Raw genomic sequence first — 16256 nt, forward strand, 5'->3', positions numbered from 1 at the left:
TGGGGTCCTTCGAAAAATATATCGCCCGCAGCTTTTTCTTCTGGATGACCCGCTTCCTGCGGACGAAATATGAGCATGTCGAAATCGTCTTTATCGCGCATCATACGGAGGCTAAGATCGTAACGGAGGAAGAATTTTTCACCAAAGGAGAAAGCGGCGGCACGATCTGCTCCTCAGCTTATCAGCTGGCAGTCGATTTGATTGATCGCGGCTTCCCGCCGGCCCGTTACAACATCTATCCGTTCCATTTCTCCGACGGCGATAATTTGACTTCCGATAACGAACGCTGCGTAAAGCTGATCACCGAGCTCGTCAAGCGATGCAATTTGTTCGGCTACGGCGAGGTCAACCAGTATAACCGCAGCAGTACGCTGATGTCGGCTTACCGGAACCTGCATGACCCGAAATTTGTTCATTATGTCATTCGCGAGAAGGGCGAAGTGTATAAAGCGCTGCGCACCTTCTTCCCGAAACGATTGGAGGGGAGCCTGGCGCAATGACTAGCGACGATATGAAGCAGCTGGAGTATGCCATTGCCGAAATTACCGAAATCGCCGACGGTTTCGGGCTTGACTATTACCCGATGCGGTATGAAATTTGTCCGGCGGACATCATCTACACGTTCGGCGCTTATGGAATGCCTACCCGCTTTAGTCACTGGAGCTTCGGCAAAACGTTTCATAAAATGAAGATGCAGTACGATTTCGGGCTCAGCAAAATTTACGAGCTCGTCATCAATTCCGATCCGTGTTACGCCTTCCTGCTTGACGGCAACTCGCTCATTCAGAACAAACTGATCGTTTCCCACGTACTCGCGCACTGCGACTTCTTCAAGAACAATTTCCGCTTCTCCAAAACGAACCGCAACATGGTCGAGAGCATGGCCGCAACGGCGGAGCGCATCCGGCAGTACGAGATCGAGGTCGGCAACGAGGAGGTCGAGCAGTTCATCGACGCCGTTCTGGCGATTCAGGAGCACGTCGATCCGTCGCTTACCAAGCCGTACCGCGGTATCGGCGCTGCCGAAGCGGATCGCGCTCCCGCCAAGGAGCGGAAAGAACGAACGTTCGGCTACGAGGATCTGTGGGATCTGGATAAACCGAAGAAGCCCCAGTCCAAGGCCGAGGAGGCTCCCTCGAAGTTCCCGGCCAAACCGGAGAAAGACTTGCTGCTGTTCATCGAGGAGTACTCCCCTTACCTCAAAGAATGGCAGCGCGATATTCTGACCATGCTGCGCGACGAGATGCTGTACTTCTGGCCGCAGCTGGAGACCAAGATCATGAATGAAGGCTGGGCATCTTACTGGCATCAACGCATTATGCGGGCGCTGGACTTAACGGACGCGGAAACGATCGAGTATTCCAAGCTGAACTCGTCGGTTGTTATCCCCTCGCGGCACAGCCTGAACCCGTACTACCTGGGCCTGAAAATATTCGAGGACATCGAGCGGCGGTGGGATCATCCGACTCAGGAAGAACGGGAACGGTTAGGCCGGGAGCCCGGTCGGGGACGGGATAAAATTTTCGAGGTGCGGGAATTCGATTCCGATCTTTCGTTCATTCGCAACTACATGACAAAGCAGCTTTGCGACGATCTGGACCTGTATGTGTTCGAGAAGAAGGGGCCGGAATGGAAAATTACCGATAAGTCGTGGGAAAACATCCGCGATCAGCTCGTCTACTCCCGGGTCAACGGCGGCTTCCCGTACATTGTCGTGCAGGATGGCGACTTCAACCGGACGGGCGAGCTGTACTTGCAGCACAACTATGAGGGCATAGAGCTCGATTTGAAATATGTCGAACGGACGCTCCCGTACATTCATCGGCTCTGGGGCAAACCGGTGCATCTCGAGACGACGATCGAGGAAAAGCCCGTATTGTTCAGCTACGACGGGAAGAAGCATAACAGAAAATTTTTGTAAACCTGGAGCCGAAGGCGTCACTAGTCAAGATCCGAACATTATAAAAGCCCTGGGCAGCTTCAAGCCGGCTTCGGTATTCGGATGTTCCCCCCGTCAAGCAGACCGTTTTATAACTGAAAAATGCTCGAAGCAGCCTTGGTCCGGTATTCCACTGGACCAAGGCTGTTTCATGTTGCCTGAAACCTTTGGTAATTGGAAAATACTACGGAGCTGCAGGCTGGCCGCATTAATGATATTAATGGGTTTCATAGAAACAATCAATTTGTAAAATGACTTCATATTACATAATCTTAAAATAAATAACCAATAGCTAATAATGTTGTAGCTGTTCGAAAATATGGAATGATTCGTATGTTGAGAGAAGGTGATTCTGCTTGTAAGCGCTGTTTTGTAAGCGTTATCTAAATAAAGGTCTCATACACTAGCACGCATCTCATGGATCAAACGAGTCGTCCTGGAAATTAGTTCTACCTAAAATAGGAGGTTTGAAAAAATGAACAAAGAAGTGATATCTGCTATAAAGGTTTTATTTATTGCGTTTTTGGCTTATTTATTTTCTTATATGGACAGAATGGCATGGGCTCCAATTATACCACTAGCATCCAAAGACCTTGGTATAAATGCAGCTCAAGCCGGAAGCTTAATGACAGCTTTTTATCTCGGATATGTCATTACTCAGGTTCCAGGCGGGTATTTAACAGACAAATATGGATATCGTAAAATGTTACTCACTTCCTTTTTCATAACCGGTTTTTTCACCATTTTAACGTCGTTTGTTCATAGTTACGGCCTTGCCTTTCTAGTTAGATTCATTGCGGGAATGGGTTCCGGAGCTATCTTTTCAGCTGGTATCGTGGCTATTACAGATTGGTTTACTGAAAAAAGACGCGGGGCTGCAATGGGCTTTTTCATGACTTCCACCTCCTTTGGTATTTCATTGGTCAATTTGTTTGTGCCCTCAGTCGCCCATGGATTTGGCTGGCGTACAGCCTTTTTAATAACCGGTTCGCTGCCTTTCATTGGCTTAATATTGGGATATTTTTTACTCAAGGAACGTACCCCCGTCCATCAAATTTCCAAAAAACAAAGTACAAGTTGGCATGATATTGTTTCCCTATTAAAAAATAAAAATATTATTTTAATGGGTATAGCAGGTTTAGGCGGACAGTGGGCTACTGTGGGAACAGCCACATGGGCAAATACGTATCTTATTAAATCATTGCATCTGTCTCTTGTAGAAGCCGGTGCCATTATGTCCCTCTTTGGAACCGCTGCTCTATTGTGTAAGCCCCTCACCGGATTCTTGTCAGACTATTTAGATCGTAAATCTTTAGCTGTTGGTATCCTTCTGTTGGCAGTTCCCGTATTATCGTGGTTTGGAGCTAATCAAAATATATCGATTTTATACTTCATAGCTCCAATGATGGGAATCTGTGTCTATGCCTTTTACCCTGTCTTACAAACCATCATTTATAATTTGGTAGACAGGAGACTTGTAGGGACGACATCAGGATTAGTGAATGGAATGTGGCAAATTGGTTCCTTAACAGCCCCATTAGCTGTAGGCGCTGTCATTGATGCTACACAAAATTATTTTTATTGTTTTTTGACGTTGGCTGCAGGCCCATTATTAGGTGCAATAGCTACAATCCTCATAAAAGTGGAGAAAAAAACAGTGGCGGATAAGGTCGATACCAAGGAAACGGCCCTTCTTGTAGAGGCTCAAAAAATCTCTTAATTCGTCTTAACATAAGAAAAGTTAAGCGAGTCACCTGCCGGTGACTCTTTTTGTCTTCCATCTTCCTGAAGTAAATAAAGGGGGGGCACTATGGCCCCCCCTATCCTGCAATAATTGACTGATTTGCACTCTTTTTTATATGTATTCTCTTGAATATTACCAGACTTGAGCTACTTGAGCTTGTTCCGCCGCCTCCCAAACGGGCAACACCGTAAAACCGTCTCTTTCGGCTTGTTCCCAGTATTCATCGCCGAGTCGAAGGCCAATAACGACATCGATTCCATGTTTTTTTAAAAAGCCTGCCCGCTGCCGTCCTTCATGTTCTTGATAACCGAGTATCGCAACGGTTCTCCCTCTATAACATTTCAAAATCAGTTCTTCGAATTCCTTATCATTCATCATGTGCTAACCCTCTTTCATTAAAATCATACGATTACTTCAGTCACGTCATTGTTCACACTTTGATTATATATATAACATTCCTAGCCTTTCAAATTAATGATTTTAATGTAAGCTATATAAAACATAAATAGTACAAAATGATATTATTAACGTTTTGTATGGGTAGGATAGAAACAATCAATTTGAAAACGCTCTCCTGTTGCGTAACAATGTGATTATCAAACATCAAACCCAGGAGGGAATTGAACATGTTATCTTTTCAAGACAACCAAACCTTAACAAAAACGAGTTCCGGAACACCTATGGGAGAGACGCTGAGAAGATACTGGATTCCTGCGCTTATGATCGAGGAGCTTCCTTATCCGGATTGTCCGCCTGTACGGGTCAAGCTGTTAGGCGAGGAATTAATCGCTTTCCGTGACACTACCGGGAAAATAGGTCTAGTTGACGAGTATTGTCCACATCGAAAAGTATCCCTGTTTTATGGCCGGAATGAAGAATGCGGCCTTCGATGCGCCTATCACGGATGGAAATTCGATACGGCCGGAAACTGTGTCGATTTGCCGTCCGAACCGCCGGAAAGCAATTTTAAACAGAATATCAAAATTAAATCGTACCCTTGTGAGGAACGCGGTGGTGTGATTTGGACATATATGGGGAAACCGGAGGATAAACCCGAGCTGCCTGAGCAGGAGTGGATGTTGGTTTCCGATAGTCAGCGGTATATTTCGAAAAAAATTCAACAATGCAATTACTTTCAGGCGTTGGAAGGTGGTATTGATTCCAGTCATGTATCCATCCTTCATTCGGGGTCGGTTGGCGGCTTGGGGGTTTCCAGCAAGAGTAAGAGTACGTCCTTATTATCTCAAGACGCTGCCCCGCGTTTTGAAGTCGTGGATACCGATTACGGGTTATTAATCGGGGCAAGGAGAACGGCGGACGATGATCATTTTTATTGGAGGATTACACAGTTTATTATGCCTTGGTACACGATGATTCCTCCTTTCGGCGGTGCTCCGCGCGGCGGGCATGCCTGGGTGCCCATTGATGATGAAAATTGTTGGGTGTGGAGCTGGAGTTGGACGCCGGGGCGTGATCTGACCGAACAGGAAATTGAACAGATGAAATCCGGTGCAGGCATTCACCCCCTGTTAATTCCAGGCACTTTCCTGACACAAGCCAATCCGGATAATCATTTCCTCATCGATCGGGATATGCAAAAGCGAGGCGAATCGTTTGCCGGCATTTTCGGTGTCGGCATGGAGGATCATGCCGTCCAAGTGAGTGCAGGACCTGTTGTGGATCGTTCACAAGAAAAATTGGGAACGAGCGACACTGCCATTATTAAAGCCCGCCGTTGCCTGCTAAACGCTGTGAAAAGTTTAGAAAACGGGGAACCGTTACCAGGATTGGATCCCGAAAGCCATAAGGTTCGTGCTGCGTCTGTACTGCTTCCCAAGGGGATTCCTTTTCATGAAGGGGCGAAGGACGCCTTACAGTTAGCTGAAAAAGATTTTGAGGCTGTTTAATCTAGAAATGCAGCACCGCCAAATCATAGTAAATATATGCGTTGTGAATTTATGGGAGGTGGAATGAATGAGCGAAAAAACATGGGCCGCAGTGGCGACCGATGTCAAACATACAGAAATTCAAGAATTAGACTTACCTCATGTGGAATCCGACAGCGGGATTCTAAAGGTAGAAATCGTCGGCGTTTGCGGAACGGATGTATCCTACTACAAGAGCCTAAAAGAGCCGATGATTTTAGGACATCATGTCATCGGCCATATCGATAAAATTGGCGATAAGGCTTCCAAACGGTGGGGAGTGAAAGCAGGAGACCGTGTGGCGATGGAGGAATACATTCCATGCGGGCAATGCGAATCGTGCCGTTCCGGTTATTACCGGTTATGTCCCGAGACCAACCCGGCATTAGGCGGTATTCGATATGGTGCTGCTCCGTTGAGCGCCAAACCAGCTCTCTATGGCGGATTCAGTCAATATATGTATCTGCATCCGCAGGCCGTCATCCACAAAATCCCTGACCATGTTGCGAGCGTTGAAGCAGCCCTGACCTTACCTTTATCTAACGGATTTGAGTGGATGAGAATCATCGGCGGTGTTGGACCTGGAGACGTGGTTGTTATACAAGGGCCTGGTCAACAGGGACTTGCTTGCGCTCTGGCAGCCAAGGCAGCCGGAGCCGAAATCGTCATTGTCACTGGAAGAACCAGCAGTCAAAAACGATTGGAACTCGCTCGTGAATTAGGTGCGGATTATACGATCAATGTCTCCACAGAGGATTTGGTCCAAAGAGTAAAAGAAATAACCGCTGGAAAAATGGCCGATTTGGTCATCGACGTAACCAGCGGAGGACAGGAACCGGCGGTTTCCTCTCTAAAGGTTGCCAAGACACGGGGGACTGTTTTATTGGGAGCGTTGAAACATCAGCTTTTCAATGAATTCGATCTGGATATCATTTACAATAAAACGTTGACCGTAAAAGGAGTTCGTGGACATAGTCATAAATCCGTCCAAATGGCAGTGGAGTTTATCTCTTCTGGAAAATTTCCTCTTCGTATCATGAATTCCCATAATTATAAATTATCCGATACGGATTTAGCTTTAAGAACGGCCGGAGGAGAAGGAGAACCATCTCCGTTGTTAGTTACTGTTTCTCCGTGGTTGTAAGCTATGGAATAAGACCAGGGTATGGTTACGTTTCGGATCATAAAGATTAGCTTCTTTGCTTTCTGCCAAAGAAGCTTTTCTATTTCCACTATGATAAACTCAGGAGTGCAGGGGTTGGTTGATACAAACTGCAAGAAAGGGAAGCGTATGAAAACAGAGCACTTATCCTTTTACATGAAATCTATTGTTTTTACACTGGCCGTCATGCTATTTATCGCGGATCAGTTGATCGCGTGGAAGGATTTACGGATTATACTGGCTCTTGTGTCGATGTTGTCGATCGTTATTTCACTTTCCTCTTGCAAACTTTCGAGCAAACTCATCTCAATAACGTTCTTGGCCGCAGGGACCTCGATGGTTTGGAATAAAGGAATTGATGTTCTTTCTTATGTGAAGCTTCACGGCGATATGCTCTATTTGCTTTCTCTGTTTGCGATTGTTCCTTTATTGTCTATACCTATCCAGGTCGCAGGATACGGAGAGGCTTTTAAACGGTTGTTTGATGGAAAAATTAAATCCGTTTCTCAATTGTATCGGGCAATCACAACGTTATCCTATTTTCTTGGATCTTTCTTGAACATGGCTACTATTCCAATCGTCCACTCCAGCGTGAAATCGGTTGTGGATGCTTGGCCAATTGAAAATCGCAAACGTTTTTTAGCCTGTTGCATTATTCAAGGCTATTCTTTGCCTATTATATGGACTCCTTTTTCCGGAATTGTGGGAGTTGTTCTTCATGTGACCCAAGTTCGTTGGGCACATATTTTCCCTTTGCTTTTTGTGATCAGTTTAGTTGCGTTGGTTTTAAATTGGATCATTTTCAGTGTGATCGAAGGCAACAGACAACTGCAGGTTACCCATGATACCCATGAGGAGACGGCCGCTGCTCTATCACCTGCAGCCGTTGAGGAACACTCTTCCGTTCGTCGTATGTTACTTGAAATCACGGCTGCGATTGTCATTCTCCTATTTTTGGTGGTATACATCGATAGCATTTCGTCATTAGGCTTAGTGGTCGTCGTTACCTTGTTGACCTTTCCCTTTGCCGGGATTTGGTGCCTGCTCCGCCAAAAGGGCCCTGAGTTCTGGTATAAAGCCAAACATCACTTTAAGCATAAAATGCCTGATATGAGCGAGTCGTTCGCTGTTTTTTTAAGCGCCGGGTTCTTTGCGGAGGCACTTCGCTTTTCAGGAAACGACCGTTTGGTTAATCAACTATTTATCGAATTGCATGATTTAATTGGTATTCATTTTTTTGTATTTCTTCTCCCGCTTTTTATTTTATTTTTATCTTTTGTTGGTATGCATCCGATTGTCGTTATCAACTTATTAGCTCAGTCGATGACAGCAGACGTTCTGGGAATTTCAACCGACCAGATAGCGGTTGCCTTACTTGGCGGTGCCGTTATGACATTTTTTATGGGGCCTTTTAGCGGTACGCTCGGTTTAATGTCCTCCATGATTCAGTTAAGCCCGCTGCGTATCGCTAGTTGGAGTATAGTCTATGTTCTCGCATTTTCACTCATTTTAACAAGTGCCATTATATGGCTTTAGAATCCCCTTTTGTTTAATACTTAGAAAATAAATTTTTTGACGTTTCAATGATGGTATCTTTCATTTTCTGGTCTACCGATGAATGGAAGAGTAAGTAAATGGGTGTGGGGGGAAGCGATTTGCGAAGATTAAGTTTTACAATAGTACCGTTATTCAGCTCTTCCCGAACGATAACTTCCTGTAAAAATGCAATTCCCATACCTTTTCGAACCATCATCTTTAACCATCCGATGTTACTGATCTCGACTTCCTTATAATCTTTTAGTTGGTTTTTTTCCAGAAACTGCTCTACCATTTGCGTTGCATAAAATTCACGATTGTATACGATAATACGTTGATTGCTTAAATCGGACGGAACAACCTTTTCCAATTGTGTCAAAGGGTGATCAGGTGCGCAAACGAGAATATTTTGTTCGTTGGCAATTTTGATCATACAGATGTCAGAATAGTTTTCTTCTACCTGAATGTAACCAAATCCAACATCGGCTTCATCACAACGAATATCTTTGACGACAAGATCTGTTGGATTGATTTTAACGGGAAATTCAAAGTTTGGATAACATTCATATAAAACTTTTAGTACTTCCGGCATGATTTCTACCCCCATATGATTGGGGCAGGATATTCGCAGTTTCTTCCTCTGCACAGGTATTTCTTGCAGTTCTTCATACGCTTTTTCGATCAGCTTGAAACTTTCGTTTAAATAGGGGAAAATTTTTTCCCCGGCTTGCGTCAACTCCACCTTTCTCCCGTTGATCCGTTGAAACAACGGGGTATTCAGTTGTTGTTCGAGCTGTTGGATCCGAACACTGATGGTGGGTTGGCTAATATATAAAGCATCTGCGGCTGCAGAAAAACTCCCTTTTTCAACAATTTTTAAAAACGCCTCAATGTTCTTTAGCTGCATAGTTGTTCTTCCTTCCGTATATCTTTTAAGCGCTTACCCGTTTCTACAGCTGTCCCTTTCTATACAACCCGCAGTATCGGTCACTGCCGCAACTGGGTGCTGCATACTTCTCGTACTCGGTATAAAACTATCGTACCTATAGCTGTGACCCTCTGTCAATCGTTAAGGTCGATACCGGGGAAAAGGTTCTTACAAAATGATATCATTAACTAACCGGAGGATAAACCCGAGCTGCCCGGGCAGGAGTGCCCCGCGTTTTGAAGTCGTGGATACCGATTACGGGCTATTAATTTTTATTTCCTGATCGATCGGGATATGCAAAAGCGAGGCGAATTGGGGGCCTTCCCAGTCCGTCGAATGGAGGCACGAGCGTTCAACCCAAAAAAGGATCCGCCGGCGGATCCTTTTTGGAATTATTCGCTATATGGATCGCATCAACCGATTTGATAGATGCGGGCCTCGTGCGGACGAAGCGTCACCACGGGAAGCGGCTCTTCTTCCTTAACGTCGTCGCCATAGTTGGCAAGTATCAATTGCCGGCTCCGCATTTCATAGCCCGCAGGCCAGGCAAAGGAATGCGGACGATCGGAATGATTGAGCATCACGAGCCATGTGGTGTCCCCTAAGCGGCGGGTATAGACATAAAGGTGTTCATCATGCGGCGTAAGATCCTCATATTCGCCGTAAACCATCACTTCATGATGTTTTCTTAACGAGATTAATTTCTGGTAGTAGGCATAGATCGAATGAGGATCATTAACATCGCGTCGGGCATTGATTTCTTTATAATTCGGATTCACTTTAATCCAAGGCGTGCCTTTCGTAAACCCTGCGTGCTCACTGTCATCCCATTGCATCGGAGTCCGTGAATTATCCCGGCTTAACGCTTTCAAGCTTTGAAGCACCTCTGCGGGATCCCTGCCCTTGCCTACTTCCTCCGCATACTTATTTTTCATCGCAATATCGTCGTAATCCTCGATCGAAGGGAACTCTACGCCGGTCATGCCTATCTCTTCCCCTTGATAAATGTAAGGGATGCCGGGCAGCGTATGGAGCATCGTGGCGAGCAGCTTCGCCGATTCCACACGGTACTGGCCATCATTGCCGTAGCGCGTCACTTGGCGGGTATGATCGTGATTGTTCAGAAATTGGGAATTCCAGCCTCTTCCCCAGAGACCTTCGTACCAGCGACGTTGAATGCTCTTAAAGCGCAGCATGTCCCAATCCGGCATTTCGTCGCAAACCTCGAAGTGAAACAAGGTATGCAGTTCGTGCCGGTCTTCGGCTACATAATTCAATCCTTCCTCAGGTCCTACGAAAGCGGCTTCTCCCACCGTTAAAATATCGTAGTCCTTAAACACCCGGGCATTCATTTCTTGCAGAAACGTATGCAAGCCCGGATTATTGGTCAAATACCGGATATCTTGCGGATTCTCCGCATCGGGGAAGTCTTTGGGCTTCGCCAACAGCGCAATGGCGTCCAACCGGAAGCCATCTATACCCTTGTCCAGCCAATATCTCATCATCTTATAGATTTCTTCGCGCAGCTCGGCGTTCTCCCAATTCAGATCCGGCTGCTCCACCGCAAACGAATGAAAGTAGTACTGGCCGGTTAATTCATCCCATTCCCAGGTCGACGGAGAAAAGTAAGACCGCCAGTTGTTAGGCGCCTCCCCGTTCTTGCCGTCCCTCCATATATACCAATCCCTCTTCGGGTTATGCGTCGAGGACCTGGATTCCAGGAACCACGGATGCTGATCGGAAGTATGGTTAACGACTAAGTCCATGATGAGCTTCATGCCTCTTCGGTGAACTTCTTCGAGAAGTTTCTCCCAAGCTTCCATGGTGCCGGCTTTTTCCATAATGATATTGTAGTCGGAGATATCGTATCCGTTATCTTTATCCGGCGATCCATAAACAGGATTTAACCAGATGACATCGACGCCCAGCTGTTGGATGTAGTCCAATTTATGAATGACGCCTTCCAGATCTCCATACCCGTCCCCATCCGAATCATAGAAGCTTCGCCAGTAAACTTGATAGACGACGGACTCTTTCCACCATGCTTTTTTCATCATTTTTCTCCTTTTGCAGGCATTCATTTGGCAGGAACTGCATGTTTATATTGTCCATTATAAAGAACTGTCCATTCATTTTAGAGAACTAAAATTATACTCTTTGGTGTAATTTATTGACGTTAGTGCGGCTTTTCGCTTCCCCCTACGGAAAGGCAGTCATTACAATATGATTACAGAATCGAGCATATGTTCGTGACAAGGAACACAAAAATTTTGCGGAAGCGGTCACTGAATTATTTAATTGTTATACCTATTATAGTTATGACAGGAGTGCCATTGTCTCCATTCGGATGTATCGCGATCCGGGCCGGTAAGGGATTTTAACCCGTGCAAGTCGATAATGATGAAATGCTTATTTTGCATACGGATCAAGCCGCCGTCCTGAAATTCATGCAGCGCCCGCGTAGCACTTTCACGACCGATGCCGATCATATCGGCAAAGTGTTGTTGGGTGATCTTCCAATTAATCATGTATCCTTCTTCCGTTTCAACGCCAAAATTCGTATATAAATCAAGAAGAAGATTCGCCACTCGAACACGGGCGTCCAGAAAGGCAAGGTACTCGATTTTTCTGTTCGCTTGGCGAAGGCGCTCACTGATCACATAGAACAATCTGCGCATGATTTGCGGAAAAGCATAGATGATCTCCTCGAGCTGAGGCTTTTTTATCATCCATAACGTCGTTTTTTCTATGGTTGCGGCTGAAGCAAGCCGGCGATTGTCGTGATGAAGCACCTCAAGTTCGCCAAGGGTTTCGCCTGGAAATTGGTGTGCGAGAATAATCTGCTTGTATTCATGCTCCTGGTAAATTTTTAACGCGCCTGATTTGATGATATACATCTCGTGACCTTCATCGCCTTGAAAAAAACAACCTGCTTGCTCGCATAATTTCGTTCCGTAAACCTGGACAGCACAAAAGACTCGTCCCGGATATCGATATCTTTAAATATAGGCAAATCAAGAACAGATGAGAACAAGATGCGCCCCCCTTGCTGCAACGATCCGTAACATTTATGTAATTGGCCGAGAGAAGGGCTCGGTTACCCGTCATTATAGCATTAATCCTATGTTGTTTGTGAATGTGTAATGGCGGGAAGCACATTTTATAAAAATGAGCATGATTTAAAATCTAAGAACCATCATGATGCAAGCATTCATTAGGAGAGCTGTTTATGACAAGCGACTTATATTTTTATTGCTTTCTCTGCCATCAAATCGAGCCGGTTCAAAACGCTAAAAAAATTTTTAAAACGGGCTTTAACCAAATAGACGATCATCGATATCCTGTAGGCTACTGCCAAAAGCATATGTCCTCTTCAAACATAAACAGCGGAACTGCGAGATGTTAGTCGTGCCGATCCGGATTTGCAGCCGGACTAGCAGCGCATCATCATCTCATAGTTCCGCTATTGTGCATCCAGCATCTGAAATCAAGCCAAGCCCTGCCTGCGGTTCGCCGCCGTTCGTCCGCTGCAGCACCTTTTTCGCCCCGGGAATTGCTCTAAGCAAGGAGCTGAAGCCGCCGCAAACTGGCAGCACGAGAACATCGCAAAATCGATGCAGCCCTTCTCCTTGGGAAACACCGCGAACACCCCGAGGAACATCACGCCCGCCCAGGCAAAAAGAAGTACAACCCCCGCTTCGTCGAGCCGATACCGCAATTGGCGGATGAGCGGCGAGTCGCCGCGACGGCGAGCACCAACAAATCCCGGATGTATTTCATGCGGGCAATATCCACTTCTCCACCGCATACGCGATGCCATCTTCGTGCAGCGGCTTCGTGACGAAGCGAGCCCGCTCCTTCAGTTCCTCGCAGGCGTTGCCCATCGCGATGCCCATGCCGACGGATGCGATCATTTCCAAATCGTTCAGGCCGTCGCCGAAGGCGGCCGTTTCTTCGGGGGCGATCGCCAGATGATCCATCAGCATCCGCAGGCCGATCGCTTTGTTCATGCCGCTCGGATTCAGATCGACCGCCCACGTCCGCCAGCGATGAACATAAAAGCCGTCACGCTCCGCTCCCGTATAGAAAGACTCCTCTTCTTCCCCGCAGAAGATAATGCTCTGGTAAATTTCCGGCAGCTCGCCGCTCGCCGAATCGATTAACGTCGGCTCCATGAAGCCGATCTCCTGCTGCGCGCGCCGGAACAACGGGGCGTTCTCCCGGTTCGTATACAAACCGTTTGCCCCGTACAACAACAGCGTATGGTTTAACCGCTCCGCCTCCGTCAGCCACCCTTCCACCGTCGTCCGCGCGAACGGGGTACCGGACAACGTCTTCCCCCGATGCCCGACATGACTGCCGTTACAGGTGATCGCCCAATCGATGCCGAGCTCCTCGCGGAGCGATGCCATCTCATATTCGCTCCTTCCCGTGCATAAAGCGAGGGCGATCCCTCTTTCCTTCAACTGCTTCAGCGCCGTCCGCGTCGATTCGGGCAATTGGTCCCGATCCCGCAGCGTGCCGTCTACATCGAATGCAACTAATCGGATCATCGCTTGCGTCCACTCCACTCTCTTTATCTGGTTCGCTATTTATTATACCAGAGAGGGCCGATGCCATCTCCATAAAAACATCAACGACCGGATGATGGGCATCTACATATCGGACGAGGAACGACATCTACTCCTTCATCCTCATCAAGCGATCGTCGCCCGCCTTCGGCACGCCTCTCCCGTCCGTATTGTTCGTCAATACATACACATACCCGCCATGAACCTTCACGTCCCGGAGACGCCCTGCATGCTGCAGGACGGCATTTATCGACTTCGTCTCCGGTTCGTAGCGGAACAGCGCTTCTCCGCGCAAAGCAGCCACATAGATGGGACCGTTCCCGCCTATTGCAATTCCGGACGGGGCTATGGCTTCTCGACCTGTATGATACAAGGGCGGGAGCATCCCCTCACGCCTCTCGTCACCGATGACAAGCGGCCAACCGTAATTGGCGCCCGCTTGAATCCGATTCATTTCGTCGTGCCCTGCCGGCGAGCCCGAAGGCCCGTGCTCCGAAGCGTACATCGCCCCGTCTGACGTCCACGCAATCCCCTGCGAATTGCGATGTCCGTACGAATACACATACGATTCGGGAAAAGGGTTATCTTTCGGAACTTGACCGTCCGGCGTCATCCGTAATATTTTTCCGGCCAAGCTGCTGAGGTCCTGCGCCAAATCAGGTACATTCGAATCTCCCGTCGTCACGTACAGCTGCTTGTCCGGACCGAGAGCCAATCTTCCCCCGTTGTGGTTGAGCGAGCCCGGGATACGCTCCAGCAGCGCTTGCTGCTCCGTCCAACCGCCCGCATTCTCCTTCAGAACGACGACCCGGTTCCAAACCGTCCCGTTATCCTTGTAAGTATGATAGGCGAAGGCCAGTTTACTCACGGTGAAGTCTGGGGCGAGCACGAAGCCGAGAAAACCGCCCTCTCCTTCCGAAAGAAGCGGCTTCCGGAGACGCACCTCTTGCCGCTTGACCGACGTTCCCTCGATCTTCGCGATCGTTCCTTCCCGCTCGCTGACATACATCGTACTCCCCTGAAAATCGAGCGCCCAAGGCGTCCGCAGCCCTTCAGCCAACACCTCGACCGAAGCGTTCTTCCCGCTCTCCCGCTCGGCCGATTCCGGCGTTTCCTTGTTTGCCGGTGTATCCGGCTTGATCTTCCCTTGTGAACAAGCCGTCAACGATAACGTAAATGTCAGCGAGAGCACCAGCAAGACGATCTCAAATTTGGACTTCACGCAATCCCCTCCTTCACGCAATTCCTTTTAATGGGTAAAATCGCAAAAAAGATCGCGCGCGTATCGCCCCATAGAGCGAACGCTGCTGCGATCTTTCTTCTCCTGTCTTGGCCGCAGCCTATTTCCGCGATAACAGGCATTCGTTCTTCTACGATTGCAAATTTTGCATCGCGGCATCAACCAGGGCGTCGAACAGCTCATCGTCTTCTTCCAGCCGCGATTCCACGACATAGATGTCTTCTTCCTTGCCCGAGCTTGCGGTAAAGCTTAAGCTGTAGGACCAATCGCGAGCGTTCTTGCTCTGGAGCGTCAGCTCGTAAGCGGATTGCTGTCCGGTCACCCCGAACACGACGCGTCCCAAATAACCGTCTTCCTTGGAATGCGTCATTGACGCTTCCGTAATATTCACTTCCATATCCATTCCCCTTTCTTCGTCGCGGCAAGCTCGCGCTCAGCTGTATGTTAGTGGTAAGTTCCGCCGGGATGCGCGAATTTATACCCGACCCCGTGCACATTGATAATATATCGAGGATTCGAAGGGTCCGGTTCGATCTTCTTGCGCAGGTTGCTGACATGTACGATAATCGTACGGGTGTCGTTGAAGCATTCCTGCCCCCAAATCTCGCGGAAGAGGTGCTCATGCGTGAACGTCTGCTCCGGCCGCGAAGCAAGATAATGCAGCAAGTCGAATTCCTTGCGGGAAAGCTGCACGTCTTGACCGTTTACCTTCACCACCCGGCTGGCCCGGTCGATGCGGATAGACCCGAACGCCAGTTTGGCCGAAGCCGATTCAGCCGTTTCGCCGCCCGTCATGAACGGTCTGCGCAGATGCGCGCGCACCCTGGCAATCAGCTCGTTAGGGGAGAAGGGCTTCGTTATATAATCGTCGCCGCCCAAGTTAAGCGCATGGATTTTGTCGGACTCTTCTTTCTTGCAGCTCAGAAACAGGATCGGAACCGACGATACCGCCCGCAGCTCCCGGCATATCTCGAAGCCGTCTTTTCCCGGCAGCAGCACGTCTAGAATGGCCAGATCCGGCTGCTCGGCTTCAGCCAACAGGACCGCATCCGTTCCATTACCCGCCCAAACGACGTCGTAGTCGTTCTTCTCCAAATAAAGACGGATTACATCCCGAATTTCGGGGTCATCTTCGACAATCATAATTTTTTGAGCCGACATGCCATCACCGTCCGAAACATAATCCCAAAGTCCCGCTGTTACTGTTTAGA

Annotated in this window: 15 protein-coding genes and 1 pseudogene; 6 read left to right on the forward strand and 10 right to left on the reverse strand. The window is 47.9% G+C overall.

What is annotated here, in order from left to right:
• The 3 genes from JMF85_RS25075 to JMF85_RS25085 all read left to right on the forward strand — a co-directional run.
• On the forward strand, nt 1–500 hold a 500-nt coding region (locus tag JMF85_RS25075), incomplete at its 5' end, for a DUF444 family protein (protein ID WP_201319154.1).
• Entirely contained in the window at nt 497–1921 is a 1425-nt protein-coding gene (locus JMF85_RS25080) for a SpoVR family protein (protein WP_054797542.1), read from the forward strand. The genes JMF85_RS25075 and JMF85_RS25080, both read left to right, overlap by 4 nt.
• 493 nt (nt 1922–2414) lie before the next feature.
• The gene (locus JMF85_RS25085; RefSeq protein WP_201319155.1) at nt 2415–3659 is read left to right on the forward strand and encodes an MFS transporter; all 1245 of its coding nucleotides are present in this window, start codon (nt 2415–2417) and stop codon (nt 3657–3659) included.
• Nucleotides 3660–3815: 156 nt separating this feature from the next.
• On the opposite strand, the gene JMF85_RS25090 is transcribed toward JMF85_RS25085, so the two are convergent.
• Nucleotides 3816–4061 carry a hypothetical protein gene (locus tag JMF85_RS25090; protein ID WP_127609958.1) on the reverse strand — a complete coding sequence of 82 codons (246 nt, stop codon included), beginning with the start codon at nt 4059–4061 and terminating at the stop codon, nt 3816–3818.
• 248 nt (nt 4062–4309) lie between these two features.
• Here JMF85_RS25090 and JMF85_RS25095 point away from each other — a divergent pair, with 248 nt between their 5' ends.
• The 3 genes from JMF85_RS25095 (at nt 4310) to JMF85_RS25105 (ending at nt 8306) form a co-directional block, all read left to right on the forward strand.
• Complete coding sequence (locus JMF85_RS25095) at nt 4310–5590, forward strand: Rieske 2Fe-2S domain-containing protein (RefSeq protein WP_127609960.1); 1281 nt, start codon at nt 4310–4312, stop codon at nt 5588–5590.
• A 67-nt stretch (nt 5591–5657) separates the two neighbouring features.
• The gene (locus tag JMF85_RS25100; RefSeq protein WP_201319156.1) at nt 5658–6752 is read left to right on the forward strand and encodes a zinc-dependent alcohol dehydrogenase; all 1095 of its coding nucleotides are present in this window, start codon (nt 5658–5660) and stop codon (nt 6750–6752) included.
• Nucleotides 6753–6866: 114 nt separating this feature from the next.
• On the forward strand, nt 6867–8306 hold the full coding sequence (locus tag JMF85_RS25105) for a hypothetical protein (RefSeq protein WP_155614489.1): 1440 nt from the start codon (nt 6867–6869) through the stop codon (nt 8304–8306).
• A 13-nt stretch (nt 8307–8319) separates the two neighbouring features.
• On the opposite strand, the gene JMF85_RS25110 is transcribed toward JMF85_RS25105, so the two are convergent.
• The 9 genes and pseudogenes from JMF85_RS25110 to JMF85_RS25145 all read right to left on the reverse strand — a co-directional run bounded on the left by JMF85_RS25110 (nt 8320) and on the right by JMF85_RS25145 (nt 16206).
• Nucleotides 8320–9213: a LysR family transcriptional regulator gene (locus JMF85_RS25110; RefSeq protein ID WP_141335158.1), complete on the reverse strand. Its 894-nt coding sequence runs from the start codon at nt 9211–9213 to the stop codon at nt 8320–8322.
• Between the two features lie 434 nt (nt 9214–9647).
• A complete protein-coding gene (locus JMF85_RS25115; RefSeq protein ID WP_201319157.1) occupies nt 9648–11288 on the reverse strand; it encodes a glycoside hydrolase family 13 protein in 1641 nt (546 codons plus the stop codon).
• 240 nt (nt 11289–11528) lie between these two features.
• Nucleotides 11529–11963, reverse strand: a complete 435-nt coding sequence (locus JMF85_RS28475) for a Crp/Fnr family transcriptional regulator (RefSeq protein WP_308645041.1) — start codon at nt 11961–11963, stop codon at nt 11529–11531.
• Nucleotides 11943–12146 (reverse strand): annotated as a pseudogene (locus JMF85_RS28480) (cyclic nucleotide-binding domain-containing protein); the annotation flags it as partial. The gene JMF85_RS28475 and the pseudogene JMF85_RS28480, both read right to left, overlap by 21 nt.
• 575 nt (nt 12147–12721) lie before the next feature.
• On the reverse strand, nt 12722–13042 hold the full coding sequence (locus JMF85_RS25125) for a hypothetical protein (RefSeq protein WP_201319159.1): 321 nt from the start codon (nt 13040–13042) through the stop codon (nt 12722–12724).
• Entirely contained in the window at nt 13011–13787 is a 777-nt protein-coding gene (locus JMF85_RS25130) for a Cof-type HAD-IIB family hydrolase (RefSeq protein WP_054797551.1), read from the reverse strand. The genes JMF85_RS25125 and JMF85_RS25130 overlap by 32 nt, the downstream gene beginning before the upstream one ends.
• Nucleotides 13788–13914: 127 nt before the next feature.
• A complete protein-coding gene (locus JMF85_RS25135; RefSeq protein WP_236595991.1) occupies nt 13915–15027 on the reverse strand; it encodes a PQQ-dependent sugar dehydrogenase in 1113 nt (370 codons plus the stop codon).
• Between the two features lie 148 nt (nt 15028–15175).
• A complete protein-coding gene (locus JMF85_RS25140; protein ID WP_054797558.1) occupies nt 15176–15442 on the reverse strand; it encodes a hypothetical protein in 267 nt (88 codons plus the stop codon).
• A 47-nt stretch (nt 15443–15489) separates the two neighbouring features.
• On the reverse strand, nt 15490–16206 hold the full coding sequence (locus tag JMF85_RS25145; RefSeq protein ID WP_127610394.1) for a response regulator transcription factor: 717 nt from the start codon (nt 16204–16206) through the stop codon (nt 15490–15492).
• Between the last annotated feature and the right edge of the window lie 50 nt (nt 16207–16256).

It is taken from the genome of Paenibacillus sp. EPM92 (assembly GCF_016586185.1).
In the GTDB taxonomy this organism is placed as follows: domain Bacteria; phylum Bacillota; class Bacilli; order Paenibacillales; family NBRC-103111; genus Paenibacillus_G; species Paenibacillus_G validus.